The organism is Pseudomonas kairouanensis, from assembly GCF_004682055.1.
Lineage (GTDB): Bacteria > Pseudomonadota > Gammaproteobacteria > Pseudomonadales > Pseudomonadaceae > Aquipseudomonas > Aquipseudomonas kairouanensis.
In genome coordinates this window covers 104,191-119,673 of record NZ_QUZU01000003.1, presented here as the reverse complement: position 1 = coordinate 119,673, position 15,483 = coordinate 104,191, and the positions used below count along the sequence as shown (strand labels likewise).

Annotated in this window: 13 protein-coding genes; 7 read left to right on the top strand and 6 right to left on the bottom strand. The window is 60.5% G+C overall.

Features of this window, described 5'->3' with window-relative positions; translation table 11 throughout:
- Window positions 1-85 precede the first annotated feature (85 nt).
- Both ccoM and DYL59_RS31325 read right to left on the bottom strand, forming a co-directional pair.
- Window positions 86-202: a cytochrome c oxidase subunit CcoM gene (gene ccoM / locus DYL59_RS31910; protein ID WP_337678412.1), complete on the bottom strand. Its 117-nt coding sequence runs from the start codon at window positions 200-202 to the stop codon at window positions 86-88.
- A 143-nt stretch (window positions 203-345) separates the two neighbouring features.
- A complete protein-coding gene (locus DYL59_RS31325) occupies window positions 346-507 on the bottom strand; it encodes a hypothetical protein (protein ID WP_017844811.1) in 162 nt (53 codons plus the stop codon).
- A gap of 131 nt (window positions 508-638) precedes the next feature.
- Here DYL59_RS31325 and DYL59_RS04390 point away from each other — a divergent pair, with 131 nt between their 5' ends.
- From DYL59_RS04390 to DYL59_RS04380, 3 genes are all read left to right on the top strand, one after another.
- The gene (locus tag DYL59_RS04390; protein ID WP_135288068.1) at window positions 639-1,505 is read left to right on the top strand and encodes a LysR substrate-binding domain-containing protein; all 867 of its coding nucleotides are present in this window, start codon (window positions 639-641) and stop codon (window positions 1,503-1,505) included.
- Window positions 1,506-1,593: 88 nt separating this feature from the next.
- Window positions 1,594-2,064, top strand: coding sequence for a RidA family protein (locus DYL59_RS04385; protein WP_135288067.1), 471 nt, complete (start codon window positions 1,594-1,596; stop codon window positions 2,062-2,064).
- Window positions 2,061-3,242: an aminotransferase class V-fold PLP-dependent enzyme gene (locus DYL59_RS04380; protein ID WP_135288066.1), complete on the top strand. Its 1,182-nt coding sequence runs from the start codon at window positions 2,061-2,063 to the stop codon at window positions 3,240-3,242. The genes DYL59_RS04385 and DYL59_RS04380 overlap by 4 nt, the downstream gene beginning before the upstream one ends.
- Here DYL59_RS04380 and DYL59_RS04375 read toward each other — a convergent pair.
- Window positions 3,239-3,580 carry an aspartate-semialdehyde dehydrogenase gene (locus DYL59_RS04375; protein ID WP_105698657.1) on the bottom strand — a complete coding sequence of 114 codons (342 nt, stop codon included), beginning with the start codon at window positions 3,578-3,580 and terminating at the stop codon, window positions 3,239-3,241. The two genes, DYL59_RS04380 and DYL59_RS04375, sit on opposite strands and share 4 nt — an antisense overlap.
- Before the next feature lie 219 nt (window positions 3,581-3,799).
- Here DYL59_RS04375 and rapA point away from each other — a divergent pair, with 219 nt between their 5' ends.
- Window positions 3,800-6,646 carry an RNA polymerase-associated protein RapA gene (gene rapA / locus DYL59_RS04370; protein WP_135288065.1) on the top strand — a complete coding sequence of 949 codons (2,847 nt, stop codon included), beginning with the start codon at window positions 3,800-3,802 and terminating at the stop codon, window positions 6,644-6,646.
- Window positions 6,647-6,782: 136 nt separating this feature from the next.
- On the opposite strand, the gene DYL59_RS04365 is transcribed toward rapA, so the two are convergent.
- Window positions 6,783-8,129: a spinster family MFS transporter gene (locus DYL59_RS04365; RefSeq protein WP_135288064.1), complete on the bottom strand. Its 1,347-nt coding sequence runs from the start codon at window positions 8,127-8,129 to the stop codon at window positions 6,783-6,785.
- A 254-nt stretch (window positions 8,130-8,383) separates the two neighbouring features.
- Between DYL59_RS04365 and DYL59_RS04355 the strand changes: the two genes are divergently transcribed.
- The 3 genes from DYL59_RS04355 (at window position 8,384) to DYL59_RS04345 (ending at window position 13,537) form a co-directional block, all read left to right on the top strand.
- Window positions 8,384-8,749, top strand: a complete 366-nt coding sequence (locus DYL59_RS04355) for a YkgJ family cysteine cluster protein (RefSeq protein ID WP_135288062.1) — start codon at window positions 8,384-8,386, stop codon at window positions 8,747-8,749.
- A 140-nt stretch (window positions 8,750-8,889) separates the two neighbouring features.
- Window positions 8,890-11,154 carry a putative bifunctional diguanylate cyclase/phosphodiesterase gene (locus DYL59_RS04350; protein WP_135288061.1) on the top strand — a complete coding sequence of 755 codons (2,265 nt, stop codon included), beginning with the start codon at window positions 8,890-8,892 and terminating at the stop codon, window positions 11,152-11,154.
- Between the two features lie 205 nt (window positions 11,155-11,359).
- On the top strand, window positions 11,360-13,537 hold the full coding sequence (locus tag DYL59_RS04345; protein WP_135288060.1) for a hypothetical protein: 2,178 nt from the start codon (window positions 11,360-11,362) through the stop codon (window positions 13,535-13,537).
- A gap of 36 nt (window positions 13,538-13,573) precedes the next feature.
- On the opposite strand, the gene DYL59_RS04340 is transcribed toward DYL59_RS04345, so the two are convergent.
- Both DYL59_RS04340 and DYL59_RS04335 read right to left on the bottom strand, forming a co-directional pair.
- Window positions 13,574-14,662 (bottom strand): hypothetical protein, encoded by a 1,089-nt coding sequence (locus DYL59_RS04340; RefSeq protein WP_135288059.1) that lies wholly within the window; start codon window positions 14,660-14,662, stop codon window positions 13,574-13,576.
- A gap of 268 nt (window positions 14,663-14,930) precedes the next feature.
- Window positions 14,931-15,236 carry a DUF2288 domain-containing protein gene (locus DYL59_RS04335; protein WP_135288058.1) on the bottom strand — a complete coding sequence of 102 codons (306 nt, stop codon included), beginning with the start codon at window positions 15,234-15,236 and terminating at the stop codon, window positions 14,931-14,933.
- Between the last annotated feature and the right edge of the window lie 247 nt (window positions 15,237-15,483).

The window sequence follows — 15,483 nt, the reverse complement described above, 5'->3', positions numbered from 1 at the left end:
TGGGTTGTTTATTAAATCGTGGCCAAAAAAAAGGGCGACCGAAGTCGCCCAAAATGCCTTGCGTGCTCATGTAACCCGGAAAGACTTAGGGTTTTTTACGCTTATTCGCGTCTTTCCAGATAAAAAGTCCAAACCCTGCAAAAAACACCACCATGAGGCTGACCGTCAGCACTCCGGCAAACACCACATTATCGATAAACATGACCGGCCTCCTGCACTTGCCCTGTTGCGATAGGGCTAAGTTAATGGAGAAGGCGTATTGAAAAATTGACGGGGATCAATGTCGCCCACAACGGGGCGTAAAGAAGGGCAATAACTGACCTGCATCAAAGAATGCAGGTCGTTTTAACGCTTTTTCGGTTTGTTCTTGGGTTTTTTCTTAACTTTGCCCAGGGGCATTGCCTGTTCAAATGCCTGGCGCACTTCATTCAAGCGCTTGTCGTTGAGATCATGGACACGTTTGGCCCGTTCGGCATTCAGGTCGATCAGCTTGTCGTCATCACTCATGGCTTGGCGTACTTCTTGGCGGGAATGGCTCAATAATGCGGCCTGCCCCGCCTCACCGCAAATCAGCGGGCGACAAAATGCAGGCCATCGCCCAAAATCGGCACTTTCCCAGGCACTGGAGACGCGATCAGGTGGCACTGCACAAGGACCTTCCGCCGTTGCTGGCCTTGCGTGCCTTTGAAGCCGTGGCGCGGCACTTGAGTTTTATCAAGGCGGCCAGCGAGTTGTCGGTGACTCAAAGCGCATTGAGCCACCAGGTGCAAAAGCTTGAGCAGCACCTGGGCAAGCCGTTGTTTATCCGACGCACCCGCGCCATAGACCTGACCGTCGACGGCCAGCGATATTACGATGAGATCCGCCCTGCCCTGGATGCCATCGCGGCCGCAACCCTCACCCAACGGGTAGCGCCAAGCACCACCGTATTGCGCATCGGCCTGCTGGCCTCCTTTGCCACGTTGTGGCTGGCCCCGCGCCTGGCCGGGTTTCTCAACCGCTTCCCCCATATCCAGGTGGAACTGGTACCCGCAATTCAATTGGCAAACGTGGCGGGTGCCGAGGTCGACCTGGCCATTCGATACGGCAAGGGTGACTGGCCAGACGTGCAGGCCACACGGTTGATGTCGGAAGTGCTCATGCCGGTGTGCAGCCCCTCGTTCAAGGCACGGCATGACAGCCCGCTGCTGATGGCCACCTCCCACCGCCCGTTCGAATGGACCGATTGGTCCGAGCACTATCACATCGACCTCGCCAGCCACCCTCGCGTGATGCTGCACGACTACAACATCGTGGTCGAAGCCGCCGTGGCCGGTCAGGGCATCGCCATGGGTCGTCATCGCCTGATCGAGCGCAGGCTCAAGGACGGCAGCCTGGTGCCCGCCTTCGATTGGCCGCCCTACCACAGCGACATCGGCTACTGGCTGATCGCGCCCCAAGGCACTGCCCGTGAAGCGGCGCAATGTTTCAGCCAATGGTTGCAGGAAGCCTGCCGCGACGCGTGAGTTTTTTCGATACGTCCCGTGAGATCTATCCGTTTGTCGCCCATCGCGCAAGCCAACATGCTCAAGCCTCCAACCTTGAGGATTGATCATGAGCGACTCCCTGCGCCAACGCGTCCAAGCCCTCGGCCTGACCCTGCCCACTCCCAGCCAGCCGGCGGCCAACTACATCAACCATGTCATCAGCCAGAACCAGCTGTTTGTCTCCGGGCAAATTCCGCTGGTGGACGGCAAGCCGGCCTACGTGGGCCGCGTCGGTGAAGCCCTCAGCGCAGCAGAAGGCACCCAGGCCGCAGAACTGGCCGCGCTCGGCCTGCTAGGCCAGTTGAGCGATGCCTTGGGGGATGACCTTTCACGCCTGGTGCGCACCCTGCGCCTGGGAGTGTTTATCGCCAGCAGCGCCGACTTCACCCAACAAAGCGCGGTCGCCAATGGCGCCTCCAACCTGCTGGTCAACGCCCTGGGCGACAAAGGCCGGCATGTGCGCACCGCCGTCGGTGTTTCCAGCCTGCCGGCCGGTGTGGCGGTGGAGGTTGACGCGATTTTCGAGCTGCGGCCATGAGCCCGCTGCACGTCCAGCCACTGCGGGATGAAACCCCCGGCCTTCAGTCGGGCCTGGTGCACTTCAACCACGCCGGCGCCTCCCTGCCCAGCCAGGCGACCCTCGACGCAATCATCGAGCAACTGCACCGCGAAGCCCGAGACGGCCCGATGGAAGCGGGCGAGTATGGTGCCGTGCTTGTTGAGAAAGCCCGCCGCGCCGCCGGACAATTGCTCAATGCCCCTGCCACCTCGATTGCGTTTGCCAGCAGCGGGTCGGCCGCCTGGAACATGGCCTTCCAGGCCTTGGGCCCCTGGCGGCCCGGCGATCGCATCCTGGTGGGCCGCCACGAATGGGGCGGCAACTTGGCGAGCATGCAAGTTGCCGTAGAGGCCGGCGCCCGCGTGGAAGTCATCCCCTGCGATGCCACCGGCGCCACATGCCCGCAGGCGCTGGAGGCGATGCTCGACACTCGGGTAAAGCTGATCGACCTCACTTGGCTGCCGGCCAACGGCGGGCTGATCAACCCTGCCCAGGCCATCGGCGAAGTGGCCAGGCGTCACGCCATCCCTTACTTCATCGATGCTGGCCAAGCGGTCGGCCAGGTGCCGGTGGATGTGCAGGCGCTGCACTGCGATGTGCTCAAGTCGGCCGGCCGCAAGCACTTGCGCGGGCCACGGGGTACGGCGCTGCTGTATGTACGGCCGGCATTTGTGCAGCACTTGAACCCGGCCCAGCGCGATGTGTTTTCCGCGCCCTGGACCGCCGATGGTTTCGACCTGCGCAACGACGCCCGGCGCTTTGAAACCAGCGAAGCATCCTTCGCGTTGTTGGCCGGGTTAGGCAATGCGTTGCAGGAGATGAATCGGCTGGGTATCGAACAGGTGTGGGAACAGGTCGCACACACCAGCCAGCGAATCCGCGAAGGCTTGCGCAAGATCCAGGGCATTTCCCTGCACGACCTGGGCAGCCATCACTCAGGCTTGATCGCGTTCAACCTCGCCGGCTGGGACGCGTTTGAACTCAAACGGCGATTGGGGTTGGAGCGCATCAACATCGGCGCCAACGGCGTGGCCTACACCCCACTGGATATGCAGGCCCGGGGCCTGACCAGCGTTGCGCGGATCTCCGTCAGCCCGCTCAACAATGACCTGGACATCGAACGGCTGCTGGCCGCCCTAAGGCAACTGCGCGATTAAACCTCGACGTCCACCCACAAGCCCTGGCGCGGCGCATCCTCGATCAACGGGATGACCGGCACGGTGTTGTCGGCATTGAGCAGATCGCCCGGAATCGCCAGGTGCTGCTCTGGGTCTTCATCGGCTTCGCGCCGGCGTTTTTGCTGCTCTTGCTGGCGACGTTGTTCTTCGCGCAACAGGAAGGTCGACTGCTCGGCATCGCCCTTTTTCAAATCGATCGTACTTTCATTGGAGCCCGGTTGTACTGGCACCACGGGCGGAATATCCGGCTTCTGGCGCACCGGATCGAGTTGTGACGTGACCGGCACAACGCTGACGGGCAGCATGGGTGGCAGCATAAGGTTTGTTCTCCTGATCAACAGGCTGTCGGCGGGTGCCAGGGCGACTTGAGCGCAGGCTTGCCAAGCTGTGACCCAGTCGACACTCGCAAGTGCCCGCCACCCGTCGATTGAAACTTCGATCGCCCCTTCAAACGGAGTAGTTTTTGTCAGAGTCCTTGGGCGGGGGGCCGTGTTCCGTTAAGATAGTCGGCTTTTTCACGGCGGGAGTCAGGCAGCATGGCGCAGCAGTATCAACCGGGGCAACGCTGGATTAGTGACAGCGAAGCAGAGCTGGGGTTAGGCACCGTTCTGGCACAGGACGGCCGCTTGTTGACCGTGCTCTATCCGGCCACTGGCGACACCCGCCAGTATGCGCTACGGAATGCGCCCCTCACCCGCGTGAGGTTCTCGCCGGGCGACAGCATCACCCATTTCGAAGGCTGGAAAATGACCGTACAGGAAGTCGACGACGTCGATGGCCTGCTGGTCTACCACGGCCTCAATGGGCAGAACGAGCAGGTCACCCTGCCGGAAACCCAGCTCTCCAACTTTATCCAGTTCCGCCTGGCCAGCGACCGTCTGTTCGCCGGCCAGATCGACCCACTGGCCTGGTTCTCGCTGCGTTACCACACCCTGGAACACACCAGCCGCCAATTGCAGTCCTCCCTGTGGGGCCTGGGTGGCGTGCGTGCGCAGCCGATTGCTCACCAACTGCACATTGCCCGTGAAGTCGCCGACCGCATCGCGCCACGGGTCTTGCTGGCCGACGAAGTAGGCCTGGGCAAGACCATCGAAGCCGGCCTGGTGATCCATCGCCAATTGCTGTCGGGCCGCGCCAACCGCGTACTGATCCTGGTACCGGAAAACCTGCAGCACCAGTGGCTGGTGGAAATGCGCCGCCGCTTCAACCTGCAGGTTGCGCTGTTCGACGAAGAACGCTTTATCGAAAGCGATGCCGCCAACCCGTTCGAAGACACCCAGTTGGCCCTGGTGGCCCTGGAATGGCTGGTGGACGACGAAAAGGCCCAGGACGCGCTGTTCGCCGCCGGCTGGGACCTGCTGGTGGTCGACGAAGCCCACCACCTGGTGTGGCATGAAGAAAAAGCCAGCCCGGAATACAGCCTGGTCGAGCAACTGGCCGAAGTGATCCCAGGCGTGCTGCTGCTTACCGCCACCCCGGAACAACTGGGCCAGGACAGCCACTTCGCGCGCCTGCGCCTGCTGGACCCGAACCGCTTCCACGACCTGGCCGCCTTCCGCGCCGAGAGCGAAAACTATCGCCCGGTGGCCGAAGCCGTGCAGCAATTGCTGGATAAAGGCCGCCTGTCGCCAGAAGCGCACGCCACCATCCAAGGTTTCCTCGGCAACGAAGGCGAAGCGCTGCTCACCGCCGTCAACGATGGCGACACCGAAGCCAGCGCCCGCCTGGTGCGCGAGCTGCTCGACCGCCACGGCACCGGCCGCGTGCTGTTCCGTAACACCCGCGCCGCAGTGCAAGGCTTCCCCGAGCGCAAGCTGCACGCCTACCCGCTGCCGAACCCGGACGAATACCTGGAATTGCCGCTGGGCGAACACGCCGAGCTGTACCCGGAAGTCAGCTTCCAGTCCCAACCGGACATCGAAGAAGAAAACCGCTGGTGGCGCTTCGACCCACGGGTCGAGTGGCTGATCGACCAGCTCAAAATGCTCAAGCGCACCAAGGTCCTGGTGATCTGCGCCCACGCCGAAACTGCCATGGACCTGGAAGACGCCCTGCGCGTGCGCTCCGGTATTCCGGCCACGGTGTTCCACGAGGGCATGAACATCCTCGAACGCGACCGCGCCGCCGCCTACTTCGCCGATGAAGAGTTCGGCGCCCAGGTGCTGATCTGCTCCGAGATCGGCAGCGAAGGCCGCAACTTCCAGTTCTCTCACCACCTGGTGCTGTTCGACCTGCCGTCCCACCCCGACCTGCTGGAACAGCGCATCGGCCGTCTGGACCGGATCGGCCAGAAACACGTGATCGAACTGCACGTACCGTACCTGGAAACCAGCCCGCAAGAGCGCCTGTTCCAGTGGTACAACGAGGCACTCAACGCGTTCCTCAATACCTGCCCGACCGGCAACGCCTTGCAGCACCAGTTCGGCCCGCGCCTGCTGCCGCTGCTGGAAGAAGCCGACGACGGCGAGTGGCAAGCCCTGATCGACGAAGCCCGTGCCGAGCGCGAGCGCCTTGAAGAAGAGCTGCACACCGGCCGCGACCGCCTGCTGGAGCTCAACTCCGGCGGTGCCGGTGAAGGCGATGCGCTGGTGGAAGACATCCTGGAGCAAGACGATCAGTTCGCCCTGCCGATCTACATGGAAACCCTGTTCGACGCCTTCGGCATCGACAGCGAAGACCATTCGGAAAACGCGCTGATCCTCAAGCCCAGCGAAAAAATGCTCGACGCCAGCTTCCCCCTGGGCGACGACGAAGGCGTGACCATCACCTACGACCGTAACCAGGCGCTGTCACGCGAAGACATGCAGTTCATTACCTGGGAACACCCGATGGTGCAAGGCGGCATGGACCTGGTGCTGTCCGGCTCCATGGGCAACACCGCCGTGGCGCTGATCAAGAACAAGGCGCTCAAGCCGGGCACCGTGTTGCTGGAACTGCTCTACGTCAGCGAAGTGGTTGCGCCGCGTTCGCTGCAACTGGGCCGCTACCTGCCGCCGGCCGCCCTGCGCTGCCTGCTGGATGCCAATGGCAACGACCTGTCGAGCCGTGTGTCGTTCGTGACCTTGAACGACCAGCTCGAAAGCGTGCCACGGGCCAGCGCCAACAAGTTCATCCAGGCCCAGCGCGACCAGCTGACGCCACGGATCAACGCCGGTGAAGACAAGATCACCCCGCAACATGCCGAGCGCGTGGCCGAAGCCAAGCGCCGCCTGGCGGCGGACACCGACGAAGAACTGGCGCGCCTGACTGCGTTGCAAGCGGTCAACCCGACCGTGCGTGACAGTGAGTTGGTGGCGCTGCGTAACCAGCGTGAGCAAGGTTTGGCGATGCTGGATAAAGCCGCGCTGCGTCTGGAAGCAATCCGAGTCCTGGTCGCAGGCTAAACAAGAAGGCCCGCGCAATGCGGGCCTTCTTTCAGCTGTCTTGAGGGCCCCATCGGGGGCAAGCCCCCTCCCACATTGGACCTGTGAACACAGTCAAATATGGGGCGGGCTTGCTCGCGAAGGGGTCACCTCGGTCTTAAGCTGTTACCGCCGAAGCCGGCACCTCCACCCCACTCAACCCCTCTTTCATCTTCTTGGCATCGCGCACAAAGCTGCGCGAGGCCTGGAACAAAAACAGCATGGTCAAGAACAGCGCCACCGGAATCAGGTACATGGCGTCATGCAAGCCCACCGCCTTGTAAGCCTCGGTCATCTGCTCCGCCCCCGCCGCATACATCGCCGAATGGGCAAAGTAATCAGACAAGCCACCCACCACAATCGGCCCCATGCCCCCGCCCAGCAAATACAAGCCTGCAAAAAACAGCGCCATCGCCGTGGCCCGCAGGCGCGGTTCAACCACGTCCTGGATCGCCGTGTAAACGCAGGTGTAGAAGTTATACGCAAACAACCAGCCCACGCTGAACAGCGCCACAAACACGCCAATCTCGATGCGCCCGGCGTGTAACGCCCAGGCAGTCGTGACCGTGGAAATGATCAGGCTGAACGCTGCAAACAACAGGCGCCCATTGGGTACGCGCTGATGGATCTTGTCGGCAATCCAGCCGCCCAACGTCAAGCCCACCAGGCCGGTCAACCCGACAATCACGCCGGTGGCCACGGCCGCCTCCTGCAATGGCATCAGGAAGTAACGCTGCAGCATCGGCACCAGGAATGAGTTGCAGGCATAAGTGGCAAAGTTGAAGCACAGCCCCGCCAGCACCAGCCAAAGGAAAGTCGGTACCGCCAGGATGCGGCGAATCGGGCGATCGACGCGCTCCTGGGAAACACGCACGGTTTCAGCCGCGCCGCGCTTGGGTTCCTTGATAAAAAACATGAACACCGCAAGGATCATCCCCGGCACCGCGGCGATAAAGAACGGCGCACGCCAGCTGTCAAACGCCTTGACCATCCAGCCGATGGTGAAGAACGCGAGCAGCAGGCCCAACGGCAGGCCCAGCATGAAAATCCCCATGGCTCGCGCGCGGCGGTGTGCGGGGAACAGGTCGCCGATCAGCGAGTTGGCCGCCGGCGCATAGCTGGCTTCACCAATACCGATGCCCATGCGCACCAGCAAAAAGGTCCAGAAGCTGCCGACCATGCCATTGACCGCCGTGAGGCCGCTCCAGGCGAACAGGCCCCAGCCCATCAGCTTGCTGCGCGAGCCGGTGTCGGCCATACGCCCCAGGGGCAGGCCGGCAATGGCATAGACGATGGTGAACGCGGTGCCGATGATGCCGAGCTGAAAGTCGCTCAGGTGCCACTCCATGCGGATCGGCTCGATGATGATCGCCGGAATGGTGCGGTCAAAGAAGTTGAACAGGTTGGCAAGGAACAGCAGGAACAGAATGCGCCAGGCATTCGCCGCTTGGGTCGAGTTCTGCATGGGTCCGTCTCTTTTATTGTTATGAGAGCTGCGATGCCCGATGCATCCTGCCCGGTACCTGCAACATAGTCAGGCGGGCGGTACTTGTCTGTAATGATTCGTAAAGCTGATAGGGCATGATTGAGCCCGGCATTACGGGACTTTCCCTACAAAAATATATGTGTGCCACCCCCTTCCCAATGGCCATGGCCCGGATAGAATGGCGAGCCTTCCGTAACACCTACCCCCCTTACTTTTCTTACTTGATGACGCCCATGTCCGAAGCCAGTCCGTGTCTGAGTTGCGGTGCCTGCTGTTCACACTTTCGTGTGTCTTTCTTTTGGGGAGAATGCGCCTCGTCCGGCGGCACTGTGCCCGATGACTTGGTGGTGCAGATCAATCCGACACGCGTGGCGATGATCGGCACCGACCAGAAACCCACACGCTGCTGCAGCCTGGAGGGAGAAGTGGGCAAAAGCACGAGCTGTTCAATCTATGCTCAACGCTCCAGCCCCTGCCGCGAATTTGAAGCGTCCTGGCACGAAGGCATACAGAACGTCGACTGCGATGCCGCCCGCGCTGCCTTCGGTTTGCCGCCTCTGCAAGCTCCGTTTGAGCTGGAGCTGCCCATCAGCGCTTAGCATCAAACGCTATCGATGGCATGCCAAAATCGTTGAGAGCAAAGTGCCATTACCCATGGCGAAACGCCTGGGGCTTCTATACTCGACTCCATAGGTCATCGCCGTAGGCAGTGACGTAATGACTCTATGGTGGGCATGCTATGGAATGGCTCGGTCTGCATTTCTTTACCGACCTCCCCGAAAGCGGGCATTTGTTACTCAATTGCAGTCATAACCCCTTTCTGGTGTTGCTGGCCTACCTGGTCGCGTGCGCGGCAGGTTTCGGCACACTCGACATGGCCGAACGCGTCGGCCATGTCGAAGACCCCACCGCACGTCGCCACTGGCGCTGGCTTGGGGCGGGCTGCCTGGCGGGCGGTATCTGGTCCACTCACTTCATCAGCATGCTGGCCTTCCAGGCGCCGATTGCCATTCATTACGAATTGATCACCACCTTTACCTCGCTGCTGATTGCGCTGGTGGCGTCGTTGTTTGCCATGAAAACTCTCAGCCATCCTCACCTGCGTTTTCATCAGTACCTGCTGGCGTCGGTGTGGATGGGCATCGGCATCGCGCTGATGCACTACGTCGGCATGTCGGCCATGCAATCCCAGGCCGAACTCTACTTTGAAACAGAGCTGTTCCTGGCCTCGGTCACCATCGCCATGGGCGCGAGCCTTGCAGCATTGCTGCTGTCGAGCTACCTGCGCAACGGCAGCGGGGTATTCCATCAACTGCTCAAATATGCCGCCAGCCTGGTGTTGGGCGCGGGCATCCTGAGCATGCACTTCACCGGCATGGCCGCCATGCGCCTGATGGTGCCCACGGGCGCCGACCTGTCGCTGCCGCTGGACAACAACCCGATTCAATTGGGCCTGTCTGTGGCGGTCATCACCTTGCTGGTGATCGGCAGCAGCATCAGTGCCGCCCTGGCCGACAAGAAGCTGCAACACAAGGAGCGCGACTTGCGGCGGGTCAACGCCCTGCTCAGCGAACTGGACCAAGCGCGCGCCTCGTTGCAACAGGTGGCCCATTTCGATGCCCTGACCAACCTGCTCAATCGCCGGGGCTTCAACCAGATCTTTGCGGAGAAACTCGACGAGAAAACCAACTCACACGGCATGATGGCGGTGATCTTCCTCGATATCGACCACTTCAAGCGCATCAATGACAGCCTTGGCCACGACGCCGGGGATCAGTTGCTCACTGTGCTCGCCGCGCACATCAAGGGTTCGGTACGCAGCCATGAAGATGTGGTGGCACGCTTTGGTGGCGACGAGTTCTGCATTCTGATCAGCATCCATCACCGCGATGAAGCCCGACACCTGGCGCAGCGCATCATGCAAAAGATGAAAGAACCCATCGAACTGGCCGGCCGGCGCATGGTGATGACCACCAGTATCGGTATCAGCCTGTTTCCCGATGACGGCCTGACCTGTGAAGAACTACTGAAAACCGCCGACCTGGCGCTTTACCAATCCAAAGACACCGGGCGCAATAGCCTGACCTTCTTCAGTTCCAACCTCAAGACCCGGGCCTTTCTCGAACTGCAACTGGAAGAAGAACTGCGTGGCGCCCTGCGCACGCGCAACCAACTGGTGCTGTTCTACCAACCGATCTTCGACATGAAGCTGGGCAAGGTCACTCGCCTGGAGGCCCTGGTGCGCTGGCAACACCCGCAACACGGCTTGCTGGCGCCAGACCGTTTTATCGGCATCGCTGAAAACAATGGGTTGATTGCCGAACTTGATCACTGGGTCTTGCGCCAGGCCTGCCATGACCTGAGCCTGCTATCGGACCGGGGTTACACCGAACTGACCATGGCCGTGAACTGCTCCGCCCTGAACCTGGCCCGGGATGAACTGGCCGATGAGATCGAGGACGCGCTGCGCTTCAGCGGCATCGACGCCAACCGTCTGGAATTGGAAGTCACCGAAAACGCGCTGATGGGCAATATCAGCAGCACCCTGGCGCTGTTGCGGCAAATTCGTGCGCTGGGGGTGTCCCTGGCCATCGATGACTTTGGCACCGGCTACTCCTCCCTCGCCTACCTCAAGCGCCTGCCCCTCAACACCTTGAAGATCGACCGCTCGTTTATCCAGGACATCCCCAAGTCCACCGCCGACATCGAGATCGTCCAGGCCGTGATCGGCATGGCCCACACCCTGCACCTGCAGGTGGTGACCGAAGGCGTGGAAACCCAGGCCCAGTTCGAACTGCTGCTCAAGCATGGCTGCGACTTTGTCCAGGGCTACCTGCTGAGCCCGGCGGTGCCGGCCAGCGACATCATCGGCGTGATCCAGGGCATCGAGATGCGCAACCCGCTGTACCCGTTCAGCACCGCGGGCACCAAGGACAACGGTGCACCGAAAGAACCTTCCCCTACCCGCGCCGGGCCCACTTCAATCGTCAGGCCAATTCGCTGACGCCCAATCTTTGGCATTTAGCCATCATTCACCTAAAGAATGCCGACGAACGGCCGATTCATCAGAGTCTGGCCACGTTTGCCCTGTAAACATCGGGGTCCAATTCAACCGTGCCGGACAAGGACGCACTGTAAAAGTCGCGAACTCCCATTGCGTGATGGCCCTAAGATTTGCTTCAGCCATCCGCCCAGGCACATGGCGCACAATGACTTCCAAGAATAACTCTGCCACCGTGGTATCCGACGTGTTGCTCCCAGCTCCTGCGGACAAGCCCTCAGGTTCAAAGGCATTGAGCAGCGCGCGCCCGCTGGCCACCCAGCAATACCTGTACTTCACCGAAACCAACACCGACCGCATCCTCGACAACCTCGACGGCCTGCGCGACATGGTGTTCCCGCGTGCGCCGCACCTGGAAATCGATGGCGAGCAGCGTAGCGAACAGGAATTCCCTTCGGTGTGCCTGATCGGCCTGGGCCGCTGTGGTTCCAACATCGCGCTGGACGTGGCGGAGCTGGTGTACAACGCACGCAAGTTCTACCTCAACGAATTCAGCACCGAAGACAAGTCCCTGGACAAGGGCTACAGCCCGGCCCAATGGATTCGCAACAACCTGCGCCTGGGCGGCGGCAAGGCCAGCAAACCGGTGTTCCTGGTAGAACCGCTGGTGATGCTGGGCGACCTGGACAAGGACATCGCCGGGCGTATCCGTTTCTCGCGCAAGGGCGAAAAAAGCGGCTTTCTGCGCGACTACAGCAAAATGAAAATCATGGACCTGTCGGAAGTCCATGCCGGTGGTGCCGGTAACGCGCCGATCCTCGGCCAATACCTGGCCAAGATCATCCTCAACAAAGACACCCAGCGTTTTTCCAGCCCCGACTGGAAGATGATCCACTCCTACCTCATCGACTCTTGCGGCATCAAGGCCAACCAGTCGCGCCTGTACTTCTCGATCTTCAGCGCGGGCGGCGGTACCGGTTCGGGCATGGCCTCGGAGTTCGGCCTGGCCCAGCAACACTCGTACATGAACAAGACCTTCGACACCAAGCCCGCCGACGAGCACGACAGCAAGAGCGGCCACGCGTTTGTGTTCGAGCCGATCTTCACCAGCGGTATCTGCGTGCTGCCGAACATTTCCGATCACCGCAGCGAGATGTCCGAGGCGCTGCACATCAACGCCGGGCGCTTGTTGTGCAAATACCTGTCGGAAGAATGGGATTTCTCGTACAACTTCGCCAATGAAGACAGCAGCGAAGCCAGTGTGAAGGGGCGTATCCGGCCCTGGAACGCGATGATGCTGATCTCCAACGACATCATGCGTTACGCCGAAGAGAGCGATGACGGCAATATCCAGAACATTGATGTCAATGCCATGGAGAAACACGCCAACCAGTACATCTCCCAGCAGATCTTCAACATCCTTACCGCCCAGGCGGTGACCACCGACTACGACCAGAACTACTTCCGTCGCGCCGGTATCGACATTGGCGAAACCATCCGCCTGGATGCCAACGACCTGTTTATGAGCCTGGCGGGCCCGGTGGCGATTGCCTACGCAGAATCCGTGGTCCCGGAAACCCCGCCGCCGTCGAGCGACAAGTTCAAGGTGTTCGATAAAGAGCCGCAGCGCCTGAACATCGACGACCTGTTCTTCCGCTCCATCGACCTGCCGCACTTCAACAAGGTCACCCAGGCCATCGAAGGCATCAGCCTGCTGCCGATTGAATCCAAGCGCTACAAGGCCTCCCTGGAGCAATACAAGAACTCCGGCTATGACGCGGCGGCGCTGCACGACCTGCACTTCTTCAAGAACTGTTCGTCGGTGGTGTCCATCGTCTCCCTGCCCAAGGACTACAAGCTGTCCTACATGGACCTGAACCGGCTCAAGACCCACCTCAACAGCCTGTTCCCCAATACCACCCTCAAGCGCTACGCCTTGGTGATCGGCGCCTCGGCCAACCTGTCGCTGACCACCCTGATCGCCAAAAGCCCATGCCTGTCGGACGACTTCCTCACGCTGATCGTGGCCTTTATCAAGCGCTGCTTTGCACGCAACCCGTACCGCTTCGATGACACGCTGGACAACTCGATCCTGGACTTCATCATCCACGAGGACTTCGACGAAGACCGTATCGACGAGTTGCTCAACGAGTTTGAAAACCCGGCGAAGATCCTCGATACCAACTGGTACGCGATCAAGCCGATGTATGAGAAGAAGTACCGCGAGCTGATCAACGACAAAGAGAAGTTTGTGTCGATCAATGACATTCGTTTGTCACGGGACTGCGTGAAGAAAGCGGTCAAGTACTTGCGCGAGATTTACCGTCATCGCATTGGCAAGACCAAGGTGATCTCGTTGAACAACCACACCGGCAAGACTGCCTGAGAAACAACGACGGCGCCGCGTGGCGCCGTCGTCGTCTCAGCGGGCCTGCTGTTGGCGCAGGAAGGCGAGGATCTTTTGCTCGTCAGCGGCCTTCGCAGGTCGAGGCAGTTGCTGGGGCCAGTGGCTGTCATGGTTGCCGAAGAACTGCTTCTGCTCGGCCTTATCCCAGCCGCGGATTTCCCGGGACGCCGACTCCCACCAGCCATGCCGGCACACATCGTAATAAGGATGGGCAGGCGCCGAACTGCCGTAGAGCAGGTCCCGTCCGACCCGCTTCATGTGCTTGCGATGATTGCGCAACTGCCACTTGATGCGCAGCCGCTGCCAGGGGGACGGCACCGGCTTGACCGTAGGCACGTCCAGGCATCGTGCGACCAGCTTGGGGCCGAAGGTTTCACCGTGCAGGCTGAAAAAGTGTGCCTGCATGGCATGGAAGAAACGCTTGTCGGCGTAATAGTGATGAACGAACTTGCGGGCCTCGCGCACCGTATTGCCGCGCATGGCGAAGGAAATCGCGACTTGCTCGATGGTATGGATCTGGAACGAACCTGCCGTCCACTCGTCGATCAAGCGGATCGAGGTGTCAAACAGCGGCGCATCACTACTGCGCACGCCACACAGGCCGCTGTTGTAGAGCTTGAAGCTGTTACTGGCGCAGATGCCATGGGCACTCAGGTGCTGGCCCAGCTTGAGGTACTCCGCACGCTTGCAGACGTAGCTCCAGTCATATTCGAACTCGTCCATCACATACTGGCCAGGCTCGATAAGGTCGAGCACGCGATGCGGGGACTTGAGAAACAGCGTGTCAGTGTCGACGAACAGGGTTTTGTCCGCGAACGTCAGGCCGTGGGCAATGGCACAGGCCTTGCGACGGTGGGTATAGCCGTTTTCGCCTTGCCATTGGGCCAGGACCTGCTCATCCAGCTCGATGGTTTCCACCGGCCAGCCGGTGTAGTCCTGAGGGCGATCGGTCATGACGCGGATACACAGCGACTCGCCTTGCTTGAGATGTGACAGGGCGGTAAGGATGCTGAACTTGGCCTCGCGCCGATAAACATCCTGGTTACCGTAGATAAGGTAGAGCAACTGGTGCGACGTTTTCTCAAGGGGGGGCGCTGACGGCATGACTGGCTCCATGGAACAAGCGGCGAACTCTACCGGAATCCGGCGCAAATTCACCCCATCCCACAGCAATATCTGACAGATGCCTGCCGTTTATTCACACGAAGAAACAATTCGGCCAGCCTTCCGGCGTTAAAGAAACTGTTCCCGTGACGTGCGCGTCACCCTCGGCTGTGACCTTTCTCCACGGCAAGATGCCATCATCGCTGCTGCGGTTACTCCGCTACACACTTGCTGCAGCAAAAAACCTGCACCTTTTTTGTGCGCGACTTTATTGTGGCGCCCTTTCCTGGATCAGAATCCACGGCGAAACCACCACCGCCCACAGGCTTGGATCACGCTCGACCAGGTCCAATGCCCGCGTCGCAGACACTTCCCCAAGGCTGCCCGAGGCCAGCCAGGCAGCGACTTTGTCGCGGTTGTCTTCGGCCATTCCCTCGGCGGCTTCGATCAAATCCAGGCTGGCGTCGACCCACAATAGGGCACCCTTGGCAAAGAACGGCTCAAGCTCCTTCCAGGAAATTTCGGCGGTTTCACCGAGCAGCTTGGCATAGAGGGTGCTAGGTTCTTGCGTCATGGGAATTCACCTGAGTAAAAAATCGGCGCAATCATAACGTCGCGACTCTCGTAGAAAAACCCAGTTGCAAATGAGTCATCGATAGAAAGTGTCAGGAAAGCCAAGGATTGCCCGAGACTCTGGCAGCACCCCGCCGCAATTCTGTCTTTTTCTTTCATTTAAGCGACACCCCCGGGTTTTGCCCCCAGCAGCCAGCTTTTCAAGCGATCAACCGGCGCTCTACACTGTACCGGTACAGTTGCCAGGG

Bases quoted from the DNA above. Each gene is read 5' to 3' on its own strand.
- DYL59_RS04345 (WP_135288060.1), top strand. From the start codon at position 11,360: ATGACTTCCAAGAATAACTCTGCCACCGTGGTATCCGACGTGTTGCTC.
- ccoM (WP_337678412.1), bottom strand. From the start codon at position 202: ATGTTTATCGATAATGTGGTGTTTGCCGGAGTGCTGACGGTCAGCCTC.
- DYL59_RS04375 (WP_105698657.1), bottom strand. From the start codon at position 3,580: ATGCTGCCACCCATGCTGCCCGTCAGCGTTGTGCCGGTCACGTCACAA.
- DYL59_RS04350 (WP_135288061.1), top strand. From the start codon at position 8,890: ATGGAATGGCTCGGTCTGCATTTCTTTACCGACCTCCCCGAAAGCGGG.
- DYL59_RS04380 (WP_135288066.1), top strand. From the start codon at position 2,061: ATGAGCCCGCTGCACGTCCAGCCACTGCGGGATGAAACCCCCGGCCTT.
- DYL59_RS04355 (WP_135288062.1), top strand. From the start codon at position 8,384: ATGTCCGAAGCCAGTCCGTGTCTGAGTTGCGGTGCCTGCTGTTCACAC.
- rapA (WP_135288065.1), top strand. From the start codon at position 3,800: ATGGCGCAGCAGTATCAACCGGGGCAACGCTGGATTAGTGACAGCGAA.
- DYL59_RS04385 (WP_135288067.1), top strand. From the start codon at position 1,594: ATGAGCGACTCCCTGCGCCAACGCGTCCAAGCCCTCGGCCTGACCCTG.
- DYL59_RS04340 (WP_135288059.1), bottom strand. From the start codon at position 14,662: ATGCCGTCAGCGCCCCCCCTTGAGAAAACGTCGCACCAGTTGCTCTAC.
- DYL59_RS04365 (WP_135288064.1), bottom strand. From the start codon at position 8,129: ATGCAGAACTCGACCCAAGCGGCGAATGCCTGGCGCATTCTGTTCCTG.
- DYL59_RS04335 (WP_135288058.1), bottom strand. From the start codon at position 15,236: ATGACGCAAGAACCTAGCACCCTCTATGCCAAGCTGCTCGGTGAAACC.
- DYL59_RS31325 (WP_017844811.1), bottom strand. From the start codon at position 507: ATGAGTGATGACGACAAGCTGATCGACCTGAATGCCGAACGGGCCAAA.